Consider the following 24340-nt stretch of genomic DNA (forward strand, 5'->3'; position numbering starts at 1 on the left):
GCGCTTGACCTTCCATTGATGGGAAGGTTTAGAAGGGGCGGGCTTCCACGTTCCAGAGGAGACCGTCATGCCCGCCCCTGCCTTGAGAACCCTGGACCTGCCGGTGCTGGGGATGACCTGCGCCTCCTGCGTCGGCCGGGTCGAAAAGGCGATCCGCGCCGTCCCCGGCGTGGCCGAGGCGCGGGTCAACCTGGCCGCCGGCCGCGCCCAGGCGGTCCTGACGCCCGAGGGCTCGGCCGCCGCCGTGGTCGAGGCGGTGCGCGCGACGGGCTATGAGCCGCTGACGGAGGAGCGCGCCTATCGCGTCCGCGACATGAACTGCGCCTCCTGCGTCGGCCGGGTCGAGAAGGCCCTGGCCGCCGTGCCGGGCGTGCTGTCGGCCAGCGTCAACCTGGCGACCGAGCGGGCCACGGTGCGCGTCGTGCCGGGCGCGGCGCGGTTCCGGGACCTGGCCGCCGCCGTCGAACAGGCCGGCTATCGGCTGGAGGCGCCCGAGGACGCCGGGCTGGACGCCGGCGACCGCGAACAGGCCGCGCGCGACGCCGAGATCCGCGCCCTGGGCCGCGCGGTCCTGGTCGCGGGGGTGGCGACCCTGCCGCTGATCGTGCTGGAGATGGGCTCGCACTTCATTCCGGGCGTGCACCACTGGATCGCCGAGACCCTCGGCCAGTTCGGCTGGCGGGCGATCAGTTTCGTCCTGGCGACCTTCGTCCTGTTCGGGCCCGGGCGGATCTTCTTCCGCTCCGGCGTGCCGGCCCTGCTGCGGGGCGCGCCGGAGATGAATTCCCTGGTGGTGCTGGGCGCGACGGCGGCCTGGGCCTTCTCGACGGTCGCGACCTTCGCGCCCCACTGGCTGCCGCAGGGCACGGCCAACATCTATTTCGAGGCGGCGGCGGTGATCGTCACCCTGATCCTGCTGGGGCGCTGGATCGAGGCGCGGGCCAAGGGGCGCACCGGCCAGGCCATTCGCCGCCTGATGTCGCTGCAGGCCAAGACCGCCCGCGTGGTGCGCGACGGGATCGAGCAGGACGTGGCCGCCGATGCGGTCGAGGTCGGCGATCTGGTCGTGGTGCGCCCCGGCGAGCGGGTGCCCGTCGACGGCGTGGTCATGGACGGCGCCTCCTTCGTCGACGAATCCATGCTGACCGGCGAGCCGATCCCGGTCGAGAAGATCGCCGGGGCCGAGGTCACGGGCGGCACGCTCAACACCACCGGCGCCTTCCGCTTCGAGGCGCGCCAGGTCGGCGCCCAGACGGTGCTGGCCCAGATCGTGCGCATGGTCGAGGCGGCGCAGGGCGCCAAGCTGCCGATCCAGGCCCTGGTCGACCGGGTGACGGGCTGGTTCGTGCCGGCCGTCATGGCCGTCGCGGCCCTGACCTTCGTCGCGTGGTTCCTGTTCGGGCCCGATCCCGCGCTCGGCATGGCGCTGGTCAATGCGGTGGCGGTGCTGATCATCGCCTGCCCCTGCGCCATGGGGCTGGCGACGCCGACCTCCATCATGGTGGGCGTGGGGCGCGCGGCCGAGCTGGGCGTGTTGTTCAGGAAGGGCGAGGCGCTTCAGGCCCTGCGGGACGTTCAGGTCGTCGCCTTCGACAAGACCGGCACCCTGACCGAGGGGCGCCCCGAACTGACCGACCTGGCCGTGGCCGAGGGCTTCGACGAAGGCGTCGTCCTGGCCCAGGTCGCGGCGCTGGAAAGCCGCTCGGAGCATCCGGTGGCGCGCGCCCTGGTCGCGGCCGCCCAGGCGCGCGGCCTCGGCGTCGCCGCGCCGCAGGACTTCGATTCCATTCCCGGCAAGGGGGTGACCGGCCGGGTCGAGGGCGCGCGCGTCGCCGTGGGCGCCGACCGCTACATGACCGAGCTGGGCTGCGACGTCGCCGTCTTCGCCGAGACGGCGGCCCGCCTGGGCGACGAGGGCAAGACGCCGCTCTACGCCGCCGTGGACGGCCGCCTGGCCGCGATCATCGCCGTGGCCGATCCGATCAAGCCGACGACGGCCGAGGCCATCCGCGCCCTGCACGGCCTGGGGCTGAAGGTGGCGGTCATCAGCGGCGACAACCGCCGCACCGCCGCCGCCGTCGCCCGCCGCCTGGGCATCGACGAGGTTCACGCCGAGGTCCTGCCCGACGGCAAGGTCGACGTCCTCCAGGCCATGAAGGCGGGCGAGCGCAGGGTCGCTTTCGTCGGCGACGGGGTGAACGACGCCCCGGCCCTGGCGGCGGCCGACGTCGGCCTGGCGGTCGGCGGCGGCTCGGACGTGGCGATCGAGAGCGCCGACGTGATCCTGACCGGCGGCGACCTGCGCGGGGCGGTCAGCGCCTTTGGCCTGTCGCGCGCCACCATGGCCAACATCCGCCAGAACCTGGCCTGGGCCTTCGGCTACAACGTCCTGCTGATCCCGGTGGCGGCGGGGGTGCTGTATCCGGTCTTCGGCGTCCTGCTGTCGCCCATGCTGGCGGCCGGGGCCATGGCCCTGTCCAGCATCAGCGTGGTGCTGAACGCCCTGCGTCTGCGGGCGTTCAGGCCGCACATCGAGGGAGCCGCGCGATGAACATCGGCAAGGCGGCCCAGGCGACCGGCGTCTCGGCCAAGATGATCCGCTATTACGAGGCCCAGGGCCTGATCCGCCCGGCGGAGCGGACCGAGGGCAATTATCGCGACTTTTCCGAGCGCGACCTGAACGACCTGCGCTTCATCCGCCGGGCGCGGAGCCTGGGCTTCTCCATCGAGGAGATCACCCGCCTCTTGTCCCTGTGGCGCGACGACGCCCGGCCCAGCCGCGAGGTCAAGGCCCTGGCGGAAAAGCACGTCGCCTACCTGGACGCCCGCATCCGCGAGATGCGCGAAATGGCCGACACCCTGCGCCACCTGGCCCATTGCTGCGCCGGGGACGACCGTCCCGACTGTCCGATCCTGTCGGACCTGGCCGGCGGCCGCGCTTCCTAGGCCCGATGTGACGACGGCGACGGCCCAGAGGCCGCCGCCGCTTCACGCTGCAGGCAGGGGAGGGCGCCTGGCGTGGAACCTTAGCTGAGCACCACGATGACGACGCGCCGGTTCTGGGCGCGGCCTTCGCGGGTGTCGTTCGACGCCACCGGCTTGGATTCGCCGTAGGAGATCGTCGACATGCGGTTCAGGGCGATGCCCTGGTCACTGAGGTAGCGGCGCACGGCTTCTGCACGAGCCATGCCCAGCTGTTCATTGCGGGCTTCGCTGCCGGTCGCGTCCGTGTGGCCCTGGATCTCCAGGTAGACGTTGTGGTTCTCGGCCTTCAGGCGCTGGACCAGTTCGCTCAGCCGTTGCTCGGCCTCGGGCGACAGGGCGTGGCGGTTGACCGGGAACTTCACCGAGTCGTCGGAGAGCACGACCTCATACAGGAACTTGCCCTCGGCCAGCTTGTGGGCCGCATTGGCGCGGGCCAGAGCCTCGCCGGCGGTGCCTTCGACCTGCGAGAGGTGGGCGTCGACCTGGCTCACGCGATTGTCGACGACGGCGAGATTATCGCGCACGAAGCGATGGCTTGCACACCCGCTCGCGGCCAGGCCGGCCAGCACGATCACGGTGCTTGCGACAGCCGCTCTAGATGTCAGTTTGATCAAGTTCAGTCTCCTTCGTGCCCGGCCCAACTCCGGGAAGTTACGCGCCTTCGTCCCCCTTCGGAGGAGCGGCGCAGCAAAGACGCACGACGGCGGGAAAGGTTCAGCTCGACGGTAAAAATAATTCGACAATCAGCGTTTCTGGACGGCGGCGCGGGTTTTGGGGGCGGCGCCATCATCCTGACGCGGACGGATGGTCTTGCTCGCGATCGAATACTGGGAAAGCGTGTCTTTATCAGGAGCCCCGACGCCATGCCGCCAGTCGCGCGTGAAGCTCGGAGCCAAGCCGGAGAACCGACGGATTGAACGCGAGCCGGCGCAAGACGAGGAACCGCGTGGCGACGGCGGCGGCCAGCGTGACGGCGCACCTTCTGGTTCTGGCCGCCTTGCTGCTGGCGCCGGTCGAGCGCCCGACCTATCCGCCCGAAAATCCGCCGGTCGAGGTGATGCTGATCGCGCCGCCGCCCGCCCCGTCGCAGCCCGCGCCGTCGGACGCGCCAGCGGGCGGATCGGAGCCCGCGCCTGAGCCCAGCGCCGCTGCGGCCGCGGCCGTGGCGGCCAAAACGCCCGAGCCGGCCCGGCGAACCGCGCCCGCCGTTTCGTCGCGGCCCAGCCGGCCGGCGCCCCGCTCGCCCACGGTCGAGCCCATCCCCGTCGCCGCCCCCGAGCCCAGCGTCTCCTACGTCTTCCTCGGCGAGGGCGCCCTGGCCGGCGCGCTGACGGCGGGGCAGGGGGCGGGGGCGGGCGGCGGCTCGGGCGGCGGCAGCGGCTCCGGCGTCGGCGGCGGCTCGGGCGGCGGCTGCGACATGGCCAAGCGGCTGCAGGACGCCTTGCGCAACGACCCCCGCATCAACAGCGCCCTGGCTCAGGCCTATCGCGCTTCGGGCGCGTCGGGCCGGGCCATCCTGATGTGGAACGGCGACTGGATGCAGAGCCCCGGCGAAGAGGGCAAGGGTCTGGCCGGCGTCCGCCAGGCCATCGCGGTGACGGTCGGCTTCTCGCCGCGCGCCTGCCGCGCCGAGACGGTGAACGGCTATGTCCTGCTGACCCTCAGCGATCAGCCGGGGGCGCCGCGCGTGGCCCTGGGCGGCGGCCGCTGGCGCTGGTCGGACCTGCTGTCGCTCTAGCCGCCCTGCAAGCCGCGCCAGGCGAGGCCCAGCGGGCCGTAGAGCCAGGTCAGCCAGGCGCCGATGGCCAGGAAGACGCCGAAGGGCAGGCGGTCGGTTCCCGCCATCGGGCGGCGCAGCAGCGCCCTGGCCGCGACCAGGCTCAGCCCTGATGCCGAGGCCCACAGCAGGACGCTGGGCAGGCCGATCCAGCCCACCCAGGCGCCGATCGCGCCCAGCAGCAAGGGGTCGCCGCCCCCCAGGCCGTCCCGTCCGCGCAGGCGTCTATAAAGGAAGGCCAGCAGCCACAGGCCGCCGAAACCCGCCGCCGCCCCGATCAGCGGCGTCGTCAGCGGGCCGACCAGCGACCACTCGAGCCCGCTGCGGATGTTCGCCGGGTCCAGCGCCACGGCGGCGAACAGGCCGCTGAGAAACAGCGGCAGGGTCAGGGCGTCGGGCAGCCAGAAATGCTCGGCGTCGATCACGGCGATCAACAACAGCTGCCAGCCGAGCACGGCGCCCGCCAGGGCCCAGGCGGGCTCCGGAAACCGCAGCGCGGCCCAGACGCCGATCGCGGCGGCGGCCAGCTCGATCAGGGGATAGCGCAGGGGAATGGCCGCGCCGCAGTCGGCGCAGCGGCCCCGCGACAGCGCCCAGCTGAGCACGGGGATCATCCGCCAGGGCTTCAGCGCGCGTCCGCAGCCGGCGCAGCGCGAGCGGCCGACCACGATCGCCTCGCCGCGCGGCAGCCGCAGGCTGACCAGGCCCAGGAAGCTGCCGACGATCAGGCCCAGCCCTCCCGTCCACGCCGCCAGCATCATTCCGTCTCTCCCGCCATTTTCACCCCTCCTATTGCGACGCCGGGGCGACTGAGCGCAATCAAAATGCCGCTTCTCGTTCAGGCTGTGTCGCGCGCCGGCGACACTTGCGGGAATCGGCGCGGGGCGCGACGCAGGGGGCTGGACGCGGACCCGGTCCGATGGATAGTCGAAATCGTGAGACAAGCTTCGCAGATCGACAGCCTGACCCCGCGCGAACTGGAGGTTCTTCGCCTGGCCGCCGACCGCCTGGGCGACAAGGAGATCGCGCAGCGGCTGAACCTGTCGCCGCGCACGGTCCAGAACCACCTGCACCGCGCCTATGAAAAGCTGGGCGTTTCCAACCGCCTCCAGGCCGCCCGGCGGCTGAGTGAATGCTACTCAGGGGAAACGGCGCCCCTGTCGGCCGTCGCGGGAACCGCGTCAGGTGCCGGCGTCGCCGAGGATGTCGAGACGTCTCACGGGGGCGGGAAGGCGCCGGGGGGCGCGCTCTATCGGCGCTATGTCGCGCTGAAGGAGTGGCGTCGTCCGCGCAAGCTGGGCGGGTCGGTGTTGTGGCTGATCCTGCTCTGGGCGCTGGCCTGGATGATGATCGCGGTCGTCGGCGCCAGCCTGATCAATCCCGTCCTGGAGATGATCGACCGCCTGCGGTGACGCCTTCGCCGCGGGAGTTGCGCATGATTGACTATAGGTAGGACAGTTCCTGGGTGGCCGGGCCGCGCCATGGGCTGCAAGCTGGACGTTCGATGTTTTCCACTCAGGTCATTTTGATCGCCTTGAACGTCGTCGCCTTCTGTCTGTTGTGGTGGCGAGGACGGCTGCTTGATCGCTTGGCGGTGGTGCTGCTGGTCCTGGGGACGGCAGGTTCCTTCGCTTTCGGCGGCGTGATCTGGAAGGGCGCTTATGTAGGCGTCTTCCTCGTGGACGCTCTTTGTTTCGTCGGTCTCTGGATTCTGGCGGAGCGGGCGAACCGCTGGTGGATCGTCCTGACGGCAGGCTTCCAGTTGATCGGCACCCTGGCTCATTTCGCGCCCTTTCTGGCCCACGAGCGGCTGGCCTGGGCACAGGTCACGCTGATGTGGGCCATCTGGGTTCTCGTCGGCCTGACCGCATTTTTCGGCGTCTGGGAGGTTGAGGCCGACCGGCGCTTCGCCCTGGAGGGGCGTCATGGCTCAAAACTGGTCGTTGGAGGCGGCGCGGGCGCTGCTGCGGCAATGGAATAGCCGCGCGATCGAAACCTCGGTGCGCACCGGCGGCCTGGCGGCCGACCTGAACGCGGTCGAGGCCTGGCTGCTGGATCAGCGGCCGGAATCCCTGGCCGAGGCCGAGCGGCTGCTGGAGCTGATCGTCTCGCACGAGGCGGGCGGCGGCCGGGGGCTGGAGCAGTTGTGCCGGGTGGGCGGCGCCGTGCGCAACGACGTCGATCCGCACCGCAGCCGGGTCGAGCACAGCTTCGCCCCGCAGGCCTCGGGGCCCCTGGCCGGGCGCGCCTGAAAGTCACCGAGCGCTGACCTAAGGGAAGGGTTTTAACGGCGCCGTTCGGCTGGTAGATCGCGGGCCTGTCCGCGACGAAGCTTTACGCCGTCGCTCCGCCAAGCGGTTTTTCCTCCCATGTTTCTCGCTTTCCGCGCCGCGTCTCTCGCGTCCGCCTCTCTGTCCGTGCTCGCTTTCGCCGCACCTGCCCTCGCCGAAACCGGCTTGGCCGAGGCGCCCGCCGAGGCCGGACCGACCCAGGTGTCCGAGATCGTGGTGACGGCCGAGCGGCGCGAGGCGCCCCTGGCGGCGACGCCCCTGTCGCTGACGGTCGCCGCCCAGCCCCTGCTGAACGATGCGGGCGTGCGCGACATCAAGGATCTGCAGATTCTGACGCCGGGCCTGATCGTGGCCTCGACCTCGAACCAGACCTTCACCACCGCCCGCATCCGCGGCGTCGGCACGGTGGGCGACAATCCGGGGCTGGAAAGCTCGGTCGGCGTCATGATCGACGGCGTCTATCGGCCCCGCAACGGGGTGGCCCTGGGCGACCTGGGCGAGGTCGAGCGCGTAGAGGTGCTGAAGGGGCCGCAGGCGACCCTGTTCGGCAAGAACGCCTCCGCCGGCGTCATCAACGTCGTCACCGCCGCCCCGTCGTTCGACGCGCGCATGGCGGGCGAGGCGACGTTCGGCGACTATGGCGTGCGCGGCGGCTCCGCCTCCCTGACCGGCCCGCTCGTGGACGAGGTCCTGGCCGGGCGCCTCTATGTCGCGGCGCGTCGCCGCGACGGCCTCTATGAGGTGAAGACGGGAGAGGGGCCGCGCACCTCGACCGACGACCAGACCGAACACTACGACACCGTGCGCGGCCAGCTGCTGTGGCGCGCCACGCCGAACCTGACCGCGCGCCTGACCGCCGACTGGACCGAGCGGGACGAGCGCTGCTGCGTCGGCGTGCAGCTGGCGACCGGAAGCACGGCGCCGCTGCTGGCGACCTTCGCGCCCGACGGCGGGGTGGCGGCGACGCCGAAGCCGTGGGACCGCGTGGCCTATTCCAACCGCGACACCAGCACCCGCATCCGCGACAAGGGCCTGGCCCTGCACCTGAGCGCCGACCTGGGCTGGGCGAGGCTGGAAAGCACCTCGGCCGTGCGCGACTGGCGCGGCGTGATCAGCCAGGACTGGGACTTCACCTCGGCCGACCTGGCCTATCGCCCCGACGACGGCAGCTGGTCCAACCGCTTCCGCACCCTGACGCAGGAGGTCCGCCTGTCGGGCCAGCGCGGCCGCCTGGACTGGGCCGCCGGCGCCTTCCTGTCGGACGAGAAGCTGACGCGTCGCGACAGCCTGTTCTACGGCGCGGACTATGAAGGCTACGTCAGCCGCCTGCTGTCGCGCTCGGCGACGAATCCGCTGGGCGATCCGGCTTTCGTCTCGACCCTGACCGGTCTGCCGGTGGGGCAGAGCTTCGTCGAGGGCGAGGGGCAGCTGGACCGCTACTGGCAGACGGCCCGGAGCGCCGCCCTGTTCGCCCAGGCTTCCTACGCCGTGACCGACCGCCTGACCCTGACCGGGGGCCTGCGCCGCACCCACGAAACCAAGGACATGAGCGCGGCCTATGACAACACCGACGGCGGCCGCGCCTGCGCCGCCGCCCTGGCCAATGGCGTCATCAACGGCACCCTGTGCCTGCCGTGGTCGAACCCGGCCTTCAACGGCCTGAAGACGACCGAGACGGTCAAGGACGAGGCCTGGACCGGCCTAGCCCGCGCTGAATATCAGGCCGGCGAGGGCGTGCGCCTCTACGCCGGTTGGTCGCGCGGCCGCAAGAACGGCGGCTTCAACCTGGATCGCGGGCAGACCAACCGCGTCCCCGACGCCTCGCGCGCCTTCGGGGCGGAAACCGCCGACGCCTGGGAAGCCGGGGTCAAGAGCGTGATGCTGGACCGCCGCCTGCTGGTGTCGGCCGCCGCCTTCCGCCAGACCTATGACGACTTCCAGCTGAACACCTTCCTGGGCACGACCTTCCTGGTCCGCTCCATCCCGGAGGTGCGGGCCAAGGGCGTCGAGGCGGACGTCATGCTTCTGCCGTTCGAGGGGCTGTCGCTGCAGGGCGGCGTGACCTACGCCCAGACCGAATACGGCGACGATCCCATCGCCGGCCTGCCGCTGCTGGCCGGGCGTCGTCTGAACTTCGCCCCGCTGTGGAGCGGATCGCTGGCCGGGACCTATGAACGGCCGGTGGGCGCGGGCCTGACCGGGCGCGTCACCCTGACGGCCAAGTATTCGTCCGAATACAACACCGGCTCGGACCTGGACCCGGCCAAGAGCCAGCCCGGCTTCTGGCTGGTCGACGGCCGCGTCGCCCTGGCCAGGGATGACGCCTGGAGCGTCGAGCTGTGGGGCAAGAACCTGTTCGACCAGGACTATCGCCAGGTGGCCTTCGGCGCGCCCTTCCAGTCGGGCACCCTCGGCGCCTTCCTCGGCGCGCCGCGCACGGTGGGCGTGACGTTGCGGGTGATGCGCTGACTCGAGGCTGACGGATGAGGGGGTGCGGGACGTTCACCTCGCGCCCCTTATCTGACGAGGCGAGCCCCCTCATCCGGCCCTGAAGGGCCGCCTTCTCCCACAAGGGGAGAAGGAAAGGCGGGAGCGGCCTGGTCTCAGGTCTTGTCGCGGGCCGCGGCCTTGGCCGCGCGCTCGGCCTGGCCGCGCCAGCCGTAGCCTTCGCCGTGCTTGCCGACGCTGATGAAGGTGGCTTCCTCGGCCTTGTGGAAATACTGCTCGGCCACCATCCAGCCCTTGAACGGCCGCAGCACGCCCAGGCACATGATCGCCAGGACCGGGAAGGTCACCAGGGCGTGCACCCACAGCGGCGGGTGCAGGCTGAATTCGAAGATCATGAAGGCGACCATGCCGACCACGCCGACCGCGCACATGACGAAGAAGGCCGGGCCGTCCGCCGGATCGGCGAAGCCGTAGTCCAGGCCGCACTTCGAGCACGAGTCGCGCAATTGCAGATAGCCCTTGAACACCGGGCCTTCGCCGCAACGCGGACAACGGCCGCGCAGGCCGGTCTTGAGCGGGCTCAAGGGAGGATAGGCGGAATCTGACACGGCAAGGATCCTGACGGCGAACAACGTGAGCCGATGTCCGCCTTTCGACCCCCTCGTGCAAGCGGGTGTTTTGTCCCACGTCGCGCCGGGCCGCGGCTTTAACTCCCGTTAACCGCGATTAAAGCCCTTCGCGCGAGCATGCGCGGGATATGTCCGGGGCCTCCGCCAAGAAGCGCGTTCTGCAGACGACCGTGGCGGCCGCCGCGGCGGGCGTCGTCGTCTTCGCGCCCCTGGCCCCGTCTCCGGCGCAGTCCCAGGCGGGCGCGCCGGTCGAAATCCGCATCGGCGCCAACGCCGGCTTCACCAAGATCGAATTCGCCGGCGTCGTGGGATCGCGCGCGCGGGTGCGCCAGGACGGCCGCACCGTCGTCATCCGCATCGGCACGACCGCCGCCCCCGACGTCAGCCGCCTGCGGGTCGACCCGCCCAAGGGACTGGAGAAGATAGAGACCCGCGCCGCCCAGGGGGCGACCGAGCTGGTCCTGACCCTGGCCGAGGGGGCGGGCGCGACCAGCGGGATCGCCGACGGCGCCGTCTGGCTGAACCTCTACGCCCCCGGTGCGAAAGGCGACGGCGCGCGGCCCTCGCCCGTGCCCATCGGCGGGGCGGTGCCGGTGGCGGCCGAGGTCAAGGGCCAGCAGACCGTGCTGCGCTTCGCCTGGAGCGGCCCCGTCGGCGCCGCCGTCTTCCGGCGCGGGGAGGCGGTCTGGGCTGTCTTCGACCACGCCGCCCGCATGGAGATGAAGGGCGAGGGGCTGGACGGCGCCCGCTGGGCGGCCGGTCCTGACTTCACCGCCGTCCGCCTTCCAATCGAACCGGGCCAGGCCGTCGCCGCCCGCGCCGAGGGCTCCGCCTGGGTCGTGACCATCGGCGGAACCGCCCCGACGCCGAGCGGCGTCGACGTCGAGCGCGACGACGCGGTCAAGGCGTCGCTGACGGCGCGCATGGCGGGGGCGACCCGCACCGTCTGGCTGACCGACCCCATGATCGGCGACCGCTTCGCCGCCGTCACCGCCCTGGCCCCCGGCAAGGGGTTGAAGACGGGGCGTCGCACGGTGGACGCCGGCTTCCTGCCCACCGCCCACGGCCTGGCGGTCGAGACTCCGACCGACGACCTGACCGTGGTCGCCGACGGGGACCTGGTCACGGTGACGCGTCCGCGCGGCCTGACCCTGTCCTCGCCGACGGCGCGGCTGGCGGCGGCGACCGAGAGAGGCAACGCCCCGCGCGCCGCATTGCGCCCGGCCCTAATCCTTGCCGAATGGGCCGCCGACGCGAGCGAGGGCGGCTTTATCGCCCGCCACCGCGCCCTGCGCGACGCGGCCGAACGCGAAAGCGGCCGCGCCGCCGAGGACCCGCGCGCGCCGATCGAGGCGCGGCTGGCCTACGCGCGCTTCCTGGTGGGGCACGGTCTGGGGTTCGAGGCGATCGGGGCGCTGGACGCCCTGGTCAAGCAGACCCCCGCCATGCAGGGGGTGGTTGAGGTGCGCGGCCTGCGCGGCGCCGCCCGCGCCTCCATAGGCCGTTTCGCCGAGGCGGAGGCCGACTTCTCTTCCGGGGCGCTGGCCGGCGATCCTTCGACCAAGGTGTGGCAGGGCTATATCGCCGCCCAGCAGGGCGACTGGGCCAGGGCGCGGCGCCTGTTCGCGGCCGGGGCGGGCGTGGTCGACGGCTTCGCCCCCGAATGGCGCGCCCGCTTCGGCGCGGCCCACGCCATGGCGGCGGTCGAGACCGGCGACGCCGACGCCGCGCGGGAACTGCTGGCTTATGTCTTCAGCCAGCCGGGCGTCTCGGCGCCCGACCAACTGACCGCCCGCCTGGTCCAGGCCCGCCTGTTCGAGCTGGAGCAGAAGCCCGACCGCGCCCTGGCCCTCTACAAGGCCGTGGCCCGCGCGCCGCTGGACGGCATCGCCACGCCCGCGCGCCTGGGCGTCATCAAGCTGGAGATGGCCAAGGGAACGCTGAAGGCCGATGCGGCCGCCGCCCAGCTGGAAGCGCTGAAATGGCGCTGGCGCGGCGACGCGACCGAACTGGCGGTGATCCGCACTCTGGGCGAGCTTTATCTGTCGCAGGGGCGCTATCGCGAGGCCCTGACCACCCTCAAGACGGCCGGACCGAAGATTGTCACCCTGCCGGGCGGGGACCGGCTGCAAGCCGATCTGGACAACGCCTTCCGCGCCCTGTTCCTGGAAGGCGCGGCCGACGGCCTGCAGCCGGTGCAGGCCCTGGCGCTGTTCTTCGACTTCCGCGAGCTGACGCCGGTGGGCGCCGACGGCGACGAGATGGTGCGCCGCCTGGCCCGGCGCCTGATCGACGTCGACCTGCTGGACCAAGCGGCGGAGTTGCTGAAATACCAGGCCGACAACCGGCTGGACGGCGTGGCCAAGGCCCAAGTCTCGACCAATCTGGCCGCCGTCTATCTGATGAACCGCCAGCCGGAAGAGGCGCTGCAGGCCTTGTGGACGTCGCGCACGACCCTGCTGCCCACCGCCATGAACATTGAGCGCCGCGCCCTGGAGGCCCGCGCCCTGATGGAACTGGGCCGCTACGATCATGCGCTGGAGGTGCTGGGCAAGGACGCCTCGCCGGCCGCGCGCGACGTGCGCGCCGACATTCTGTGGAAGCAGCAGCAGTGGGGGGCGGCCGCCGCCCTCTACGAGCAGCGCCTCGCCGACCGTTGGAAGGAGACGGCCGTGCCGCTGACCGAGGTCGAGGAGACCCGGCTGATTCGCGCCGGCGCGGGCTATTCCCTGGCCCGGGACGCGGCGGCGCTGAACCGCCTGTCGAGGAACTACGCCCGCTTCGCCGAGGGGGCGCGTTCGCCCGGCGCCATCCGGGTGGCCCTGGCGGGGCTGGACGGGGCCGACGGGTCGGGCCGTCCTCAGGACTTCGCCGCCCTCAGCGCCGGGGCCGACGCCTACGCCGGCTGGATCACCCAGACCAAGGCCGAGTTCCGGGCGAAGAGCGGCGCCAATTGAAAAACCCTCTCCCCGCGGGAGAGGGCTTGAGCTTCGGAGAGCCGAAGGCGATCCGCTAAGCGACCCGAAGGGCGGCGCGCAGCAGCCAAAGGGTGAGGGGCTAAAGGTTTGACGTTCAGGCGCCGAGCGGCCGCTTGCGCCGACTTATGCCGAGAACCCTCACCCTTTCGCCTGTTCCAATCGCTGCGCTCTTGGAGGCTCAATCCCTCTCCCACCGGGAGAGGGGAGCCAGAGCGCGCCCGCTCCCCGCGAGGAGGACCGGACGCGCCTGAAAGGCTTAGCCGTTGACGGCGTCCTTCAGCGGCTTCGACACGCGGAAGCGCACGGCCTTCGAGGCCGGGATCTTGATCGTGGCGCCGGTGGCCGGGTTGCGGCCTTCGCGCTCGGCGCGCTCGGCGGTGTCGAACACGCCCAGGTTCGAGATGCGGATGTCGCCACCCGCCTTCAGGGACTTGTGGATGTTCTCGACGATGGCGGTCAGCACCTTGCCGGCGTCAGCTTGCGAAACGCCCGCGTCCTTGGCGACGGCGGCGATCAGTTCGGCTTGAGTGGTCATGAGGGTTGTTTCCCAATGGTGGTCGCCCGGAAAGAAGCGCCGAGCGAGGACCAGGGGATCAACGACGGTTTTTGATAGCTTTGCAAGCCCGCATCGGCCGGAAGGCCTTGCTGGCTGGGGATTTATCCCCCGCCGGCCGCCCTCTGGAAGCTCTCGACCAGGCTTCCGGCGACCAGCCGCCAGCCGTCCACCAGCACGAAGAAGATCAGCTTGAAGGGCAGGCTGACCACCACCGGCGGCAGCATCATCATGCCCATGGACATGAGCACGCTGGCGACCACCAGATCGATCACAAGAAACGGAACAAAAAGAAGAAACCCGATCGTGAAGGCGGTCTTCAGCTCGCTGATCATGAAGGCCGGGGTGACCACTCTCAAGGGGAGGTCCTGCACGTCGGCCGGGGGCTCCACGCGCGACAGGCGGGTGAATAGCGACAGGTCGTCGGGCTTCACCTGGGACAGCATGAAGGTTTTCACCGGCTCGGAGGCCGCATCGAAGGCCTGGGGCAGCTCCATCTGCTGATCCATCAGGGGCCGGATGCCCGAATCATAGGCGTCCTGCCAGGTCGGGGCCATGACGATGGCGCTCAGGAACAGGGCCAGCGACACCAGGACGGCGTTGGGGGGCGACTGCTGCATCCCCAGCGCCGTGCGCAGCAGGGACAGCACCACGATGATTCGCACGAAGCTGGTGGTCATGATGACGATGGACGGCGCCAGCGACAGCACGGTCATCAGCCCGACCAACTGCACCACCCGCTGGGTCAGGCCCGCGCCGGTCCCCAGGTCGATGTTGATGGCCGATCCGCCCTGGGCGACCTCCTGGGCCAGGGCGCCCAGCGGCCAGATCAGGCACAGGGCGGTGGTGATCAGCGACAGCAGGGCCGCGCGCTTGAGTTCGGCGCGCGTGGGGAGGGCGAACACGCTCTGCCTCTCCCTCCCCGTCCCGGGGAGGGTGGCTAAGCCCGCAGGGCGAAGCCGGGTGGGGGCGGCGGGGCTATTCAAACGCGACCCGGTCGGCTTCAAGAAGGACGGCGCCCAGGATCGCCAAGCCGCCCCCACTCGGTCGCTGCGCGACCTCCCTCCCCGGGACGGGGAGGGAGAGGCGCTGTGCTGGCGGCCGCTCACTTCACGCCTCCCGGCTGGCGCGGCTCGATCAGTTCGCGGCCCTCGCCCAGCAGGATCAGCCGCTCTTCCTCGTCGACGCGAACCAGGACCAGGCGGCGCGACGGGTCCAGCACCAGGGTCTCGATGACCTTCATCCGCCGCACCTGGCCTTGCTGCCCCTGGAAGCGGGCCAGGAACTCGGGCGCGTAGCGGCGCGCCGCCCAGGCGGCCAGGCCGATGATGCCCAGGGTGATGGCCAGGCCGAAGATCGCCCGGAACAGATCGAGGAAGTTCATGCGGATGCAGCCCCAGACGCACGAAAAAAGTCGCACACGAATACGGCGCGCGGACGCGGCGCTTCGGGAGCATCATTCGACGCACGTGGTTAACGGCGCGTTTAGGAACACCGAATATTAACCATGCAGGCGGCAAATTCTGCCGATCCGTTCGTCCGAGGGATTCGCGTGTCCGTCACCGACCTGCCGCTGCTGAATCAGATCAAGGGCCGTCTGGGCTGGCTGGACGACCGCCAGCGGGTGATCGCCCAGAACGTCGCCAACTCCGACACCCCCGGCTATGTCGCGCGCGACCTGAAGACGCCGACCGACTTCGCCGAGGCGATGCGGACGGGCGGGGGCCTACGGATGATCGCCACCAACGCACGCCACATCTCGCCGCCCGGCCAGGCGGCGCGGTTCGAGGCGGCCAGCGCCCCGGATTCCGAGACCACGCTGGACGGCAATTCGGTCGTGGTCGAGGAGCAGATGCTCAAGATGGCCGAGAGCCGCATGGCCTATGACGCCGCCATCGGCTTCTACCAGAAGTCCATGCAGATGATCCGCATGGCCGCCAAGAAACCCGGCGCCTGAGGGAGACTGAGCCATGCCTGATCCGATCAACGGCCGCCCGGTCACCCCGCGCAACACCGCCATGGCGGTCGCCTCGACGGCGCTGAAGGCGCAGCAGTCGCGGATGCGCATCATCGCCGAGAACATCGCCAACGCGGAGTCGACGGCCAATGTCGCCGGGGGTCAGCCCTATCGGCGCCAGACGCCGGTGTTCCAGGCCCGCGACGTCGACGGCGCGACCGGCGTGGTCCTGGCCGAGGTGCGGCCGGACCAGAGCGACTTCCGCATGGACTACGACCCCTCGCACCCGGCGGCGAACGCGGAAGGGTATGTCATGCGGCCCAACGTCGACACCCTGGTCGAGGCCATGGACATGCGCGAGGCGCAGCGCGCCTATGAGGCCAACCTGAACGTCATCGAGACGGCGCGGAACATGGAGTCCCGCACCCTCGACATCATCAAGAAGTAAGAGGGCCTAGGACATGAACCCCATCATGGCCGCCCGCGCCTACGCCGCCGTTCAGGGCGGGGGCGGCGTCAGCGTCACCACCTCGGCCAACGCCGCCGCCTCGAGTGGGCCGAACGCGGCGGGCGGCTTCGCCGACCTGCTGCAGAACGTCATGACCCAGACGACGCAGCAGACCCGCGCCGCCGAGACCCAGATGGCCCAGTCGGTCCAGGGCCAGGGCAATCTGATCGACGTCGTCACGGCCATCTCCTCGGCCGAGACCTCTCTGGAGACGGTCATGGCGGTGCGCGACCAGGTGATCTCCGCCTATCAGGAAATCATGCGGATGCCGATCTGACGGAGAAAGGCGACGGATCATTCGCCGCCCTCAACGGTTCTCTACGCATTGCGGAGAACCATCATGCTCAAGAACAAGAACTCGTCCGCCATCGTGGCGGTGAAGGACCTGGACCGCGCCCGGGCCTTCTATTCCGACGTGCTGGGGCTGAACCTGGCGGACACCGCCAACGAGGGGATGCTGGGTTACCGCACCGGGAACACCTGGCTGACGGTCTATCAGTCCGCCTTCGCCGGGACCAACCAGGCCAACGCCGTGTCCTGGGACGTGGGGGTCGAGCTGGACGACATCGTCGCCGCCCTCAAGGCCAAGGGCGTCGCCTTCGAACATTACGACGAGATGCCGCGCGAAGGCGACGTCCATCTCTGCGGGACGATGCGGATGGCCTGGTTCAAGGACCCCGACGGCAACATCCTGCATCTGGTCGGCCAAACCGGCGCGGCCTGACGCCGGCCTCTCTTCCCAGGCGTCGCCTTTGCGCGTTAACATAACGATGTCATTTATCTTCTGACGGCGGGCCGTTGAAGGACGCGGGGGCGAGCATGAGGTTCGTGGCGGCGAAGCGGGCGGGCGCCCTGGCCCTTGTCCTGGGTCTGATGGCGCCGATGGCCCCAGCGACGGCCGCCGCGGCGGCGATGCAGGCCGCTGGGCCAGGGGCAGATGCGGCGGCGCCCAAGGTTACCGTCAACATCGTGGACGGGGAGCTCTCGCGCCAGGAGCGGGCCGACCTGCAACTGCTTGAGCGGGCCATGCGTGATGTTCAGGCGCGCGGATACGCCGGGCTGGACCGGCATCTGCCGGGGTTGCGGCGCGCCCTCGACGGCGCACCCGCCGCCTATGCCCAGATGGAGCAGCGCGACAAGGGCGAATGGATCATCCGCTCGGACGACCTGGGCGAAGTCATGGTGCTGGCGACCGTCATCCAGTCCCTGGCCGGCGGCGAGGGCGTCCGCGCGGTGACCGTGCGGCGGCAGGCGAACGTCTATCCCCTCATCGCCCTGATCCTGGGCAGCGAAGCGGTGGAGCGTCGGCGGCTGGATGACGCCGTGAAGATCCTTGATCGGGGGCTGGCCCTGCAGGGCGACGACTGGATGCTGGTGAAGGAAAAGGCGTCCGCCCTTCAGGTCGGCGGGCGTCATGACGAGGCCCTGGCGGTTCTGGATCAGGCCCTGGCCTCGGACTCGCTGCGCATCCTGTTGAACGCCGGGCCGCTGCATCGCGGGCGCGGGTTCAGCCTGATCGAGCAGGGCCGCCTCAAGGAGGCCCGCGCGGCCTATGACGCGGCGCTGGAGCTGGACGCGGAAGACGGCCTGGCCAAGGCGCAGCTCGCCTATATCGACGGGCTGGAGGCCGGCCAGCCCCCTGTCGCGCCGAGCGTCGCCCTATTGCCCGGGCCGAGGCCCGGGCAATAGGGGGCGGGTCAGCCCCGCACCAGCCGCAGGAATTCCTCGCGCGTGCGCGGATCTTCGCGGACGGCGCCCAGCAGGCAGCTGGTGGTCAGGCTGGCGCCGGGGACGTCGACGCCGCGCATGGTCATGCAGCTGTGTTCGGCCTCGATGACCACGCCGACGCCGTGGGGGCGCAGCACCTCGTGGATGGCGTTGGCGATCTCCGACGTCATCTTCTCCTGGATCTGCAGGCGGCGCGCATAGCCGCGCACCACGCGGGCCAGCTTGGAGATGCCCACCACCCGGTCGGTCGGCAGGTAGGCGACGTGCGCCTTGCCCACCACCGGCAGCATGTGGTGTTCGCAGAAGCTGACGAAGCGGATGTCCTTCAGCACGACCAGTTCGTCGTAGCCGCCGACCTCCTCGAAGGTCTTCTCCAGATAGTCGCGCGGCTCGACCTCATAGCCCTGGAACAGCTCGCGATAGGACTTGGCCACGCGCTTGGGCGTTTCGATCAGCCCTTCGCGGTCGGGATTGTCGCCGGCCCAGCGGATCAGGGTGCGGACGGCGGCCTCGGCTTCTTCCTGGGAGACGGACGGTTTGTGAGCGTGATCGGTCATGGCTTGTCCATATAGCCGGACGGGCCGGGCAATCCAGCCGGGAGTGCATCTTCGCCGCGTCCCTTTTGTTTTCGCCGGGACGGGCGGTTTGGGGGAAGCGGAAGGAAGGCGGATTTCTAAACGCCCTGTTAACCATGGTGTCGGCATTTTCTGCCCGGTTCCCGGGAGTGGTCGATGAGCGGCGCGGAAGTTCTGGATGTGGGTCGCGACGCCCTGTGGCTGACGATCCAGCTGTGCCTGCCGGTCCTGATCGTGGCCCTGGTGGTCGGCGTGGCCATCGGCCTGTTCCAGGCCCTGACCCAGATCCAGGAGCAAACCCTGGTCTATGCACCCAAGATCATCGCCATCTTTGTCTCCCTGCTGCTGTTCCTGCCGCTGATGGGCGCCCTGCTGGGCGGCTTCATGCGCGAGATCGCCGCCCGCATCGCGGGCATGTAAGGGCGCGGCATGGAGCCTTACGCCACGGCGGATCAGGTCTGGGCCGGCGGGCTGATCTTCGCCCGCGTCGGCGCCGTCTTGATGATGCTGCCCGGCTTCGGCGAATCCTATGTGCCGCCGCGGGTGCGGCTGTCGCTGGCCCTGGTGCTGTCGCTGGCGCTGTGGCCCATTGTCGGCGGCGCCCTGCCGGGCCTGCCCGCCACCCTGGGGGCGACCGTCGGCTGGGTCATCCGCGAGGTGCTGACCGGCCTGGCCATCGGCGCCGTCCTGCGCAGCTTCATGACGGCCCTGACCACGGCGGGCGAGGTCGTCTCCATGCAGACGACCCTGGGCTTCTCCCAGACGGCCAACCCTCTGCAGGCCCAGCCGGGCACCACCCTGTCGGCCTTCCTGATGCTGCTGGGGGTGACGCTGGTCTTCGCCACCAACACCCATCACCTGTTCATCGGCGGCATCGTCGGCTCCTATGAGGCCATCGCCCCGGCCAAGCCGCTGATCGTGTCGGACTTCACCCAGATGGCGGTGAAGACCCTGAGCCAGAGCTTCATGCTGGGGGTGCAGCTGGCGGCGCCGGTGCTGGTCTTCGCCCTGATCTTCAACCTGGCCTCGGGCCTGGTGGCGCGGGTCATGCCCAGCTTCCAGGTCTATTTCGCCGCTGCGCCCTTGAGCGTCATCCTGGGTCTGTCGGTGTTCACGCTCAGCCTGGGCGTGCTGGGGACCGTCTTCATCGACCGCTACCGCTCGGTGGCGGCCTTCTTCACGGGAGGCGCGCTTGGCTGAAGGCGCCGATCCCGAGTCGAAGACAGAAGAAGCCACCCCGCGAAAACTCGAGGACGCGCGGAAGAAGGGCGACGTCGCCAAGTCGCCGGACGTGGCGGCGGCCCTGTCCCTGGCCGGGGCGGCGGCGGTGCTGCTGGCCGGCGGCGGCTGGTTCTCGACGCAGATCGCGGAGCAACTGACCCCCTTCCTGGCCCAGCCGCACGCCATGATCGGCGGGCTGGAGGCGGGGGCGGGGGTCGAGATCGCCATGCGCGCCGTCTGGGCGGCGGCGCCCTTCCTGGCGGCGCTGATGTTCGCGGTCATCCTGGGCGGGGTGGGCGGCAACCTGGCCCAGTCGGGCCTCATCTTCACCGTCGAGAAGATCAAGCCCAAGTGGTCCAAGGTGAACCCGCTGGAGGGGGTCAAGCGCATCTACGGCCCGGACGGCCTGGTGCAGTTCCTCAAGACCTTCATCAAGCTGGTGGCCATCGGCGCCGTCTGCTGGTGGGTGCTGAAGCCGCACACGCGCGAGCTGGAGAACCTGGCCGCCATGAGCCCGGCCGCCATCCTGCCCTTCGCCCGCGACCTGGCCCTGGCGCTGATGATGTCGGCCCTGGTCTTCCTGGGGCTGACGGCGGGGGCGGACTATCTGTGGCAGAAGATGCGCTTCGCCAAGCGGATGCGGATGACCAAGGAAGAGCTGAAGGAAGACTTCAAACAGTCCGAAGGCGACCCGCACGTGAAGGCCAAGCTGCGCCAGATCCGCATGCAGCGCGGCCGTCAGCGCATGATGCAGGCCGTGCCCGACGCCACCGTCATCGTCACCAACCCGACCCACTATTCGGTCGCCCTGCGCTATGAGCCGGACCAGGGCGACGGCGCCCCGGTCTGCGTCGCCAAGGGCGTCGACGCCCTGGCCCTGCGCATCCGCGAGGTGGCCAGGGAGCACGATGTGCCCATCGTCGAGAACGTCCCCCTGGCCCGCGCCCTCTATGCGGCGGTGGAGGTCGACGACATCATTCCGCGCGAACATTTCGAGGCGGCGGCCAAGATCATCGGCTTCGTCATGCAGCAGCGGAAGCGGCGGTGAGGGGAGAGAGGCGCGGCGCCTCTCCCTCCCCGTCCCGGGGAGGGTGGTCGCGCAGCGACCGGGTGGGGGCGGCTTGGCTGATCAAGCGCCGCGCTCCCCATCGCCCGGCCCTCCCCACCCGGCTTCGGCCTGACGGCCGCAGCCACCCTCCCCGGGACGGGGAGGGAGAGGCGTCGTGCTAGAACTATGCTGACGAACCCTGATTCGCGCGGGCGAGGCGCCATGACCATTTCCCGACCGCAAGACCGGTTGAAGGCGCGGACCACGCGCCGTCCGACGTTCGACCCCCTGCTGGTGCTGATGGCCCTGGGCTTCGCCCTGGCGACCGCGGCCATCGCCTATCCGGCGTTCCGGGCCAGCGCCTTCACCGCGCCGGGACTGATCCTGATCTTCGCGGCGGGGGCGACGGCGCTGATCTGGCTGTTCGCCTTCGGCCGGGCCGAGGTGCGGCGCGCCAGCGGCGACACGGCGGTCGAGATGCTGGACGCCATGGCCGAGCCCGCCGCCCTGGTGTGGCCGTCGGGCCAGGTGCTGGCCTACAACGCCGCCTGGGCCGAGGAGAACGGCGCCGTCACCACCCTGCCCCGGGCGGGCAAGGGCGGCGGCAAGTCGGCCCAGGCCCTCTACATGGCCTTCGCCCAGGCGCGCGAAGGGCATCAGGGCCGCGCCATCGTCCAGATCGGCGCGCGCGAGAAGGAGGTGCTGATCGGCCAGGCGGGGCAGGGGCGCTTCCTCGTTCGTGCCGCGCCCGACGCCTTCCTGCCCCTGGCTCCGCCGCCGCCCGCCGCGCCCCAGGCCGCCGCCCCGACCGGCGAGGCCCGCGCCATGGCCGCCGGCGCCCCCTTCGGCTCGGCCGTGATCGGCGGCGAGGACCTGTTCGCCGGCCGGGTGGAGGAGCCGAACGCGGCCCTGTCCCTGCTGACCGGCCCGGCCGCCTCGGGCGACGCCGCCTTCGGCCATCTGTTCGACCCGGCGGGCGTCGCCGAGGCCAAGACCAAGCTGGAGGCCGGATCGTCCGGCCCGATCGAGCTGATCGCTCGCGCCCACCCGGACCGCCACCTGCACCTCTATGTCGCGCCCGAGGGCGACAAGCGCCGCATCTGGCTGTTCGACGTGGCGGCGCAGAAGTCGATGGAGCTGCAGCTGTCGCAGGCCCAGAAGATGCAGGCCGTCGGCCAGCTGGCGGGCGGGGTGGCGCACGACTTCAACAACCTGCTGACGGCGATTCAGCTGCAGCTTTCCGGCCTGCTGGAGCGCCACCCGGTCGGCGATCCCTCCTACGAAGGGCTGAACGAAATCCGCCAGACGGCCATCCGCGCCGCCGATCTGGTGCGCAAGCTGCTGGCCTTCTCGCGCAAGTCGACGGTGCGGCGCGAGCGGCTGGACCTGGGCGAACTGGTCGGGGAGTTCGCCGTGTTGCTGCGCCGTCTGCTGCGTGAGGACGTGCGGCTGGAGACCGACTACGGCCGCGACCTGCCGCTGGTGCTGGCCGACAAGAGTCAGCTGGAGACGGCGGTGATGAACCTGGCCGTCAACGCCCGCGACGCCATGCGCGGCGTGGTCGAGCCGGGCGCGGGCGTCGTCACCATCCGCACCCGCCGCCTGACCGGCGCCGAGGCGCGCGGCCTGGGCTGGCGTGAGGCCCCTGAGCAGGTCGCCCTGATCGAGGTCTCGGACACCGGCCCCGGCGTGCCGCCGGCGCTGCTGGACAAGATCTTCGAGCCCTTCTTCACCACCAAGGCGGTGAACGAGGGAACGGGCATGGGTCTGGCCACCGTCTATGGCATCGCCCAGCAGGCGGGCGGCCACATCACCGTCGCCAATCTTGAGAATGCGGGCGCCGCCTTCCGCATCTTCCTGCCCGCCGCCACGGCCGAGGAGCTGGTCGAGGCCCCGGTGGTCGAGAAGGTCGTCAAGGCGCCGCGCGACCTGTCGGGCGCCGGCCGCATCCTGTTCGTCGAGGACGAGGCCGCCGTGCGCGGCATCGCCGCCCGCCTGCTGCGCCAGCGCGGCTATGAAGTGATCGAGGCCGCCGACGGCGAGGAGGCCCTGATCCTGGCCGAGGAATGGGCGGGACAGATCGACATGCTGATCTCGGACGTCATCATGCCGGGGCTGGACGGCCCCTCGCTGCTCAGGAAAGCACGGCCCTTCCTGGGCGACGCCCCGGTGATGTTCATCTCGGGCTATGCCGAGAGCGACTTCTCGGACCTGCTGCAGGACGAGGTCGGGGTCTCCTTCCTGCCCAAGCCGCTGGACATCAAGACCCTGGCCGAACGGGTGAAGCAGCAGCTCCACGCGGTCTGACGCTGCCTTTCCTCCCCATGGAATGGGAGGTGGACCGCGTAGCGGTGGAGGGGCGAGGACGGCGGAACCAAGCCGCCCCTCCGTCTCGTCGGCTGACGCCGCCGATCCACCTCCCCATGTCATGGGGAGGAGAAGAAACGCCCCCTCTCCCTCCCCGTCCCGGGGAGGGAGAAAGCAGCGCTGCGCCTTTCCCCCTACGCCCTCAGATCCGGCCGTTCAGCAGGCGTCCAGCGCCGCTCGCGGGCGGCCTGGTGCAGGGTGTCGGCGAGGTCGAGTAGGTGATGGCGCCGCAAGCGAGGGACGACCTCCAGCAACTGCAGGCGCAGGCTCTCGGCCTCCGCGTCCGAGAGCGGGGTGGCGCGAGAAGTGACGCGATGGGGCATGGCGGCTTCCCTTTCTGGCGATCGTTCCAGCGATCATGGGAAACGGCCGTTTCGCCCGTCGAGTTCCGAAAATCGGCCGCGCGGCGAGAAATATGAACAAAGGCGCCGCTCAAGGCTTGGGTATGACGCGCGCGGCCCTAGATAGGGGCCAGAGGAATCACACGCCTAAAAGGAGTCTCCCCATGGCCTTCACCCTGCCTCCGCTGCCCTACGCCCATGACGCGCTGGAGCCGGCCATCGACAAGGAGACGATGGGCTACCACTACGACAAGCACCACCAGACCTACGTCGACAACCTGAACAAGGCCGTGGCCGCCGCGGGCGTCGAGGGCCAGTCGTTCGAAGAGCTGTTCGCCAAGATGTCGACCCTGCCGGTCGCGGTGCGCAACAACGCCGGCGGCGTGTGGAACCACACCTTCTTCTGGGAAGGCCTGGCTCCGGTCGGCACGGGCGGCGAACCGTCGGCTGAGCTGGCCGCCGCCATCGACGCCGACCTGGGCGGCATGGACGCCTTCAAGGAGGCCTTCAACACCGCGGGCCTGGGCCGCTTCGGTTCGGGCTGGGCCTGGCTGATCGTGCAGGACGGCAAGCTGAAGATCATCTCGACGCCGAACCAGGACAACTCCCTGATGGACTTCGCCGAGGAGAAGGGCGCGCCCCTGCTCGTCGCCGACGTGTGGGAGCACGCCTACTACCTCAAGTACCAGAACCGCCGCGCCGAGTTCCTGGCCGCCTTCTGGTCGATCGTGAACTGGAACAAGGTCAACGAACTGTACGCTGCCGCCAAGGCCTGAGCCTCCGGCGGGCCGAGCGTCTGACGGCCTGATCGACGGCCGCCGTCCCCGACCGGGGCGGCGGCCGTTTTTCTTGGGGCGCTCTCCCTTCCCCCTCGATGGGGGAAGGGCGGGGATGGGGGTGGGGGCGCGACAGGTCAGGAGAGGCGCATGAGGCG

At 70.5% G+C, this 24340-nt stretch carries 26 protein-coding genes; 18 read left to right on the forward strand and 8 right to left on the reverse strand.

The genetic code is table 11. The features are described 5' to 3' along the window. Positions 1 to 67: 67 nt before the first annotated feature. Both D8I30_RS08040 and cueR read left to right on the forward strand, forming a co-directional pair. Entirely contained in the window at positions 68 to 2551 is a 2484-nt protein-coding gene (locus D8I30_RS08040) for a heavy metal translocating P-type ATPase (protein WP_121482287.1), read from the forward strand. Beyond that, positions 2548 to 2946, forward strand: coding sequence for a Cu(I)-responsive transcriptional regulator (gene cueR / locus D8I30_RS08045; protein WP_121482288.1), 399 nt, complete (start codon positions 2548 to 2550; stop codon positions 2944 to 2946). Before D8I30_RS08040 ends, cueR begins: the two co-directional genes overlap by 4 nt. Before the next feature lie 80 nt (positions 2947 to 3026). On the opposite strand, the gene D8I30_RS08050 is transcribed toward cueR, so the two are convergent. Next, a complete protein-coding gene (locus tag D8I30_RS08050; protein WP_121483447.1) occupies positions 3027 to 3605 on the reverse strand; it encodes an OmpA family protein in 579 nt (192 codons plus the stop codon). 293 nt (positions 3606 to 3898) lie between these two features. Between D8I30_RS08050 and D8I30_RS08055 the strand changes: the two genes are divergently transcribed. After that, positions 3899 to 4723: a hypothetical protein gene (locus tag D8I30_RS08055; RefSeq protein WP_121482289.1), complete on the forward strand. Its 825-nt coding sequence runs from the start codon at positions 3899 to 3901 to the stop codon at positions 4721 to 4723. On the opposite strand, the gene D8I30_RS08060 is transcribed toward D8I30_RS08055, so the two are convergent. Then, positions 4720 to 5523, reverse strand: a complete 804-nt coding sequence (locus D8I30_RS08060; protein WP_346426474.1) for a prepilin peptidase — start codon at positions 5521 to 5523, stop codon at positions 4720 to 4722. The two genes, D8I30_RS08055 and D8I30_RS08060, sit on opposite strands and share 4 nt — an antisense overlap. A 174-nt stretch (positions 5524 to 5697) precedes the next feature. Between D8I30_RS08060 and D8I30_RS08065 the strand changes: the two genes are divergently transcribed. From D8I30_RS08065 to D8I30_RS08080, 4 genes are all read left to right on the forward strand, one after another. Then, the gene (locus D8I30_RS08065; RefSeq protein ID WP_240387179.1) at positions 5698 to 6174 is read left to right on the forward strand and encodes a helix-turn-helix domain-containing protein; all 477 of its coding nucleotides are present in this window, start codon (positions 5698 to 5700) and stop codon (positions 6172 to 6174) included. Between the two features lie 92 nt (positions 6175 to 6266). Continuing rightward, on the forward strand, positions 6267 to 6743 hold the full coding sequence (locus D8I30_RS08070; protein WP_240387180.1) for a hypothetical protein: 477 nt from the start codon (positions 6267 to 6269) through the stop codon (positions 6741 to 6743). Next, a complete protein-coding gene (locus D8I30_RS08075; RefSeq protein ID WP_240387181.1) occupies positions 6688 to 7014 on the forward strand; it encodes a hypothetical protein in 327 nt (108 codons plus the stop codon). Before D8I30_RS08070 ends, D8I30_RS08075 begins: the two co-directional genes overlap by 56 nt. A gap of 117 nt (positions 7015 to 7131) precedes the next feature. After that, on the forward strand, positions 7132 to 9522 hold the full coding sequence (locus D8I30_RS08080) for a TonB-dependent receptor (RefSeq protein ID WP_121482292.1): 2391 nt from the start codon (positions 7132 to 7134) through the stop codon (positions 9520 to 9522). A 134-nt stretch (positions 9523 to 9656) separates the two neighbouring features. Here D8I30_RS08080 and D8I30_RS08085 read toward each other — a convergent pair whose 3' ends face one another. Beyond that, positions 9657 to 10028 carry a DUF983 domain-containing protein gene (locus tag D8I30_RS08085; protein WP_346426494.1) on the reverse strand — a complete coding sequence of 124 codons (372 nt, stop codon included), beginning with the start codon at positions 10026 to 10028 and terminating at the stop codon, positions 9657 to 9659. Between the two features lie 230 nt (positions 10029 to 10258). On the opposite strand from D8I30_RS08085, the gene D8I30_RS08090 reads away from it, so the two are divergent. Beyond that, positions 10259 to 13087, forward strand: coding sequence for a hypothetical protein (locus tag D8I30_RS08090; RefSeq protein ID WP_121482293.1), 2829 nt, complete (start codon positions 10259 to 10261; stop codon positions 13085 to 13087). 277 nt (positions 13088 to 13364) lie between these two features. On the opposite strand, the gene D8I30_RS08095 is transcribed toward D8I30_RS08090, so the two are convergent. From D8I30_RS08095 to D8I30_RS08105, 3 genes are all read right to left on the reverse strand, one after another. Next, positions 13365 to 13643: an HU family DNA-binding protein gene (locus D8I30_RS08095; RefSeq protein WP_121482294.1), complete on the reverse strand. Its 279-nt coding sequence runs from the start codon at positions 13641 to 13643 to the stop codon at positions 13365 to 13367. 122 nt (positions 13644 to 13765) lie between these two features. Further along, a complete protein-coding gene (gene fliP, locus D8I30_RS08100; protein ID WP_121482295.1) occupies positions 13766 to 14566 on the reverse strand; it encodes a flagellar type III secretion system pore protein FliP in 801 nt (266 codons plus the stop codon). A gap of 200 nt (positions 14567 to 14766) precedes the next feature. Beyond that, positions 14767 to 15045 (reverse strand): FliO/MopB family protein, encoded by a 279-nt coding sequence (locus tag D8I30_RS08105; protein WP_121482296.1) that lies wholly within the window; start codon positions 15043 to 15045, stop codon positions 14767 to 14769. 168 nt (positions 15046 to 15213) lie between these two features. Between D8I30_RS08105 and flgB the strand changes: the two genes are divergently transcribed. From flgB to D8I30_RS08130, 5 genes are all read left to right on the forward strand, one after another. Continuing rightward, positions 15214 to 15618, forward strand: a complete 405-nt coding sequence (gene flgB / locus D8I30_RS08110; RefSeq protein WP_121482297.1) for a flagellar basal body rod protein FlgB — start codon at positions 15214 to 15216, stop codon at positions 15616 to 15618. Between the two features lie 61 nt (positions 15619 to 15679). Continuing rightward, positions 15680 to 16066 (forward strand): flagellar basal body rod protein FlgC, encoded by a 387-nt coding sequence (gene flgC, locus D8I30_RS08115; protein WP_121483451.1) that lies wholly within the window; start codon positions 15680 to 15682, stop codon positions 16064 to 16066. A 13-nt stretch (positions 16067 to 16079) separates the two neighbouring features. Beyond that, positions 16080 to 16403 carry a flagellar hook-basal body complex protein FliE gene (gene fliE, locus D8I30_RS08120; protein WP_121482298.1) on the forward strand — a complete coding sequence of 108 codons (324 nt, stop codon included), beginning with the start codon at positions 16080 to 16082 and terminating at the stop codon, positions 16401 to 16403. Positions 16404 to 16466: 63 nt separating this feature from the next. Further along, positions 16467 to 16850, forward strand: a complete 384-nt coding sequence (locus D8I30_RS08125) for a VOC family protein (protein ID WP_121482299.1) — start codon at positions 16467 to 16469, stop codon at positions 16848 to 16850. Positions 16851 to 16945: 95 nt separating this feature from the next. Next, the gene (locus tag D8I30_RS08130) at positions 16946 to 17815 is read left to right on the forward strand and encodes a tetratricopeptide repeat protein (protein ID WP_121482300.1); all 870 of its coding nucleotides are present in this window, start codon (positions 16946 to 16948) and stop codon (positions 17813 to 17815) included. Positions 17816 to 17823: 8 nt separating this feature from the next. Here D8I30_RS08130 and folE read toward each other — a convergent pair whose 3' ends face one another. Further along, complete coding sequence (gene folE / locus D8I30_RS08135) at positions 17824 to 18411, reverse strand: GTP cyclohydrolase I FolE (protein WP_121482301.1); 588 nt, start codon at positions 18409 to 18411, stop codon at positions 17824 to 17826. A 174-nt stretch (positions 18412 to 18585) separates the two neighbouring features. Here folE and fliQ point away from each other — a divergent pair, with 174 nt between their 5' ends. The 4 genes from fliQ (at position 18586) to cckA (ending at position 23005) form a co-directional block, all read left to right on the forward strand. Beyond that, positions 18586 to 18849: a flagellar biosynthesis protein FliQ gene (fliQ, locus tag D8I30_RS08140; RefSeq protein ID WP_121482302.1), complete on the forward strand. Its 264-nt coding sequence runs from the start codon at positions 18586 to 18588 to the stop codon at positions 18847 to 18849. 9 nt (positions 18850 to 18858) lie between these two features. Then, positions 18859 to 19629, forward strand: coding sequence for a flagellar biosynthetic protein FliR (gene fliR / locus D8I30_RS08145; protein WP_121482303.1), 771 nt, complete (start codon positions 18859 to 18861; stop codon positions 19627 to 19629). After that, the gene (gene flhB / locus D8I30_RS08150; protein ID WP_121482304.1) at positions 19622 to 20698 is read left to right on the forward strand and encodes a flagellar biosynthesis protein FlhB; all 1077 of its coding nucleotides are present in this window, start codon (positions 19622 to 19624) and stop codon (positions 20696 to 20698) included. Before fliR ends, flhB begins: the two co-directional genes overlap by 8 nt. A gap of 222 nt (positions 20699 to 20920) precedes the next feature. Then, complete coding sequence (gene cckA / locus D8I30_RS08155; protein ID WP_205570678.1) at positions 20921 to 23005, forward strand: cell cycle histidine kinase CckA; 2085 nt, start codon at positions 20921 to 20923, stop codon at positions 23003 to 23005. A gap of 194 nt (positions 23006 to 23199) precedes the next feature. On the opposite strand, the gene D8I30_RS08160 is transcribed toward cckA, so the two are convergent. Continuing rightward, positions 23200 to 23388 carry a hypothetical protein gene (locus D8I30_RS08160; RefSeq protein WP_121482305.1) on the reverse strand — a complete coding sequence of 63 codons (189 nt, stop codon included), beginning with the start codon at positions 23386 to 23388 and terminating at the stop codon, positions 23200 to 23202. 182 nt (positions 23389 to 23570) lie between these two features. On the opposite strand from D8I30_RS08160, the gene D8I30_RS08165 reads away from it, so the two are divergent. Beyond that, positions 23571 to 24182: a superoxide dismutase gene (locus D8I30_RS08165; RefSeq protein ID WP_121482306.1), complete on the forward strand. Its 612-nt coding sequence runs from the start codon at positions 23571 to 23573 to the stop codon at positions 24180 to 24182. The last annotated feature ends 158 nt before the right edge of the window (positions 24183 to 24340 follow it).

It is taken from the genome of Brevundimonas naejangsanensis, from assembly GCF_003627995.1.
GTDB classification, from domain to species: Bacteria; Pseudomonadota; Alphaproteobacteria; order Caulobacterales; family Caulobacteraceae; genus Brevundimonas; species Brevundimonas naejangsanensis_B.

Bases quoted from the DNA above. Each gene is read 5' to 3' on its own strand.
- fliQ (WP_121482302.1), top strand. From the start codon at position 18,586: ATGAGCGGCGCGGAAGTTCTGGATGTGGGTCGCGACGCCCTGTGGCTG.
- fliE (WP_121482298.1), top strand. From the start codon at position 16,080: ATGAACCCCATCATGGCCGCCCGCGCCTACGCCGCCGTTCAGGGCGGG.
- flgC (WP_121483451.1), top strand. From the start codon at position 15,680: ATGGCGGTCGCCTCGACGGCGCTGAAGGCGCAGCAGTCGCGGATGCGC.
- D8I30_RS08075 (WP_240387181.1), top strand. From the start codon at position 6,688: ATGGCTCAAAACTGGTCGTTGGAGGCGGCGCGGGCGCTGCTGCGGCAA.
- cueR (WP_121482288.1), top strand. From the start codon at position 2,548: ATGAACATCGGCAAGGCGGCCCAGGCGACCGGCGTCTCGGCCAAGATG.
- D8I30_RS08040 (WP_121482287.1), top strand. From the start codon at position 68: ATGCCCGCCCCTGCCTTGAGAACCCTGGACCTGCCGGTGCTGGGGATG.
- D8I30_RS08070 (WP_240387180.1), top strand. From the start codon at position 6,267: ATGTTTTCCACTCAGGTCATTTTGATCGCCTTGAACGTCGTCGCCTTC.
- fliR (WP_121482303.1), top strand. From the start codon at position 18,859: ATGGAGCCTTACGCCACGGCGGATCAGGTCTGGGCCGGCGGGCTGATC.
- D8I30_RS08060 (WP_346426474.1), bottom strand. From the start codon at position 5,523: ATGATGCTGGCGGCGTGGACGGGAGGGCTGGGCCTGATCGTCGGCAGC.
- D8I30_RS08105 (WP_121482296.1), bottom strand. From the start codon at position 15,045: ATGAACTTCCTCGATCTGTTCCGGGCGATCTTCGGCCTGGCCATCACC.
- D8I30_RS08095 (WP_121482294.1), bottom strand. From the start codon at position 13,643: ATGACCACTCAAGCCGAACTGATCGCCGCCGTCGCCAAGGACGCGGGC.
- D8I30_RS08080 (WP_121482292.1), top strand. From the start codon at position 7,132: ATGTTTCTCGCTTTCCGCGCCGCGTCTCTCGCGTCCGCCTCTCTGTCC.
- D8I30_RS08160 (WP_121482305.1), bottom strand. From the start codon at position 23,388: ATGCCCCATCGCGTCACTTCTCGCGCCACCCCGCTCTCGGACGCGGAG.
- D8I30_RS08165 (WP_121482306.1), top strand. From the start codon at position 23,571: ATGGCCTTCACCCTGCCTCCGCTGCCCTACGCCCATGACGCGCTGGAG.
- D8I30_RS08130 (WP_121482300.1), top strand. From the start codon at position 16,946: ATGAGGTTCGTGGCGGCGAAGCGGGCGGGCGCCCTGGCCCTTGTCCTG.
- folE (WP_121482301.1), bottom strand. From the start codon at position 18,411: ATGACCGATCACGCTCACAAACCGTCCGTCTCCCAGGAAGAAGCCGAG.
- D8I30_RS08090 (WP_121482293.1), top strand. From the start codon at position 10,259: ATGTCCGGGGCCTCCGCCAAGAAGCGCGTTCTGCAGACGACCGTGGCG.
- D8I30_RS08125 (WP_121482299.1), top strand. From the start codon at position 16,467: ATGCTCAAGAACAAGAACTCGTCCGCCATCGTGGCGGTGAAGGACCTG.
- cckA (WP_205570678.1), top strand. From the start codon at position 20,921: ATGACCATTTCCCGACCGCAAGACCGGTTGAAGGCGCGGACCACGCGC.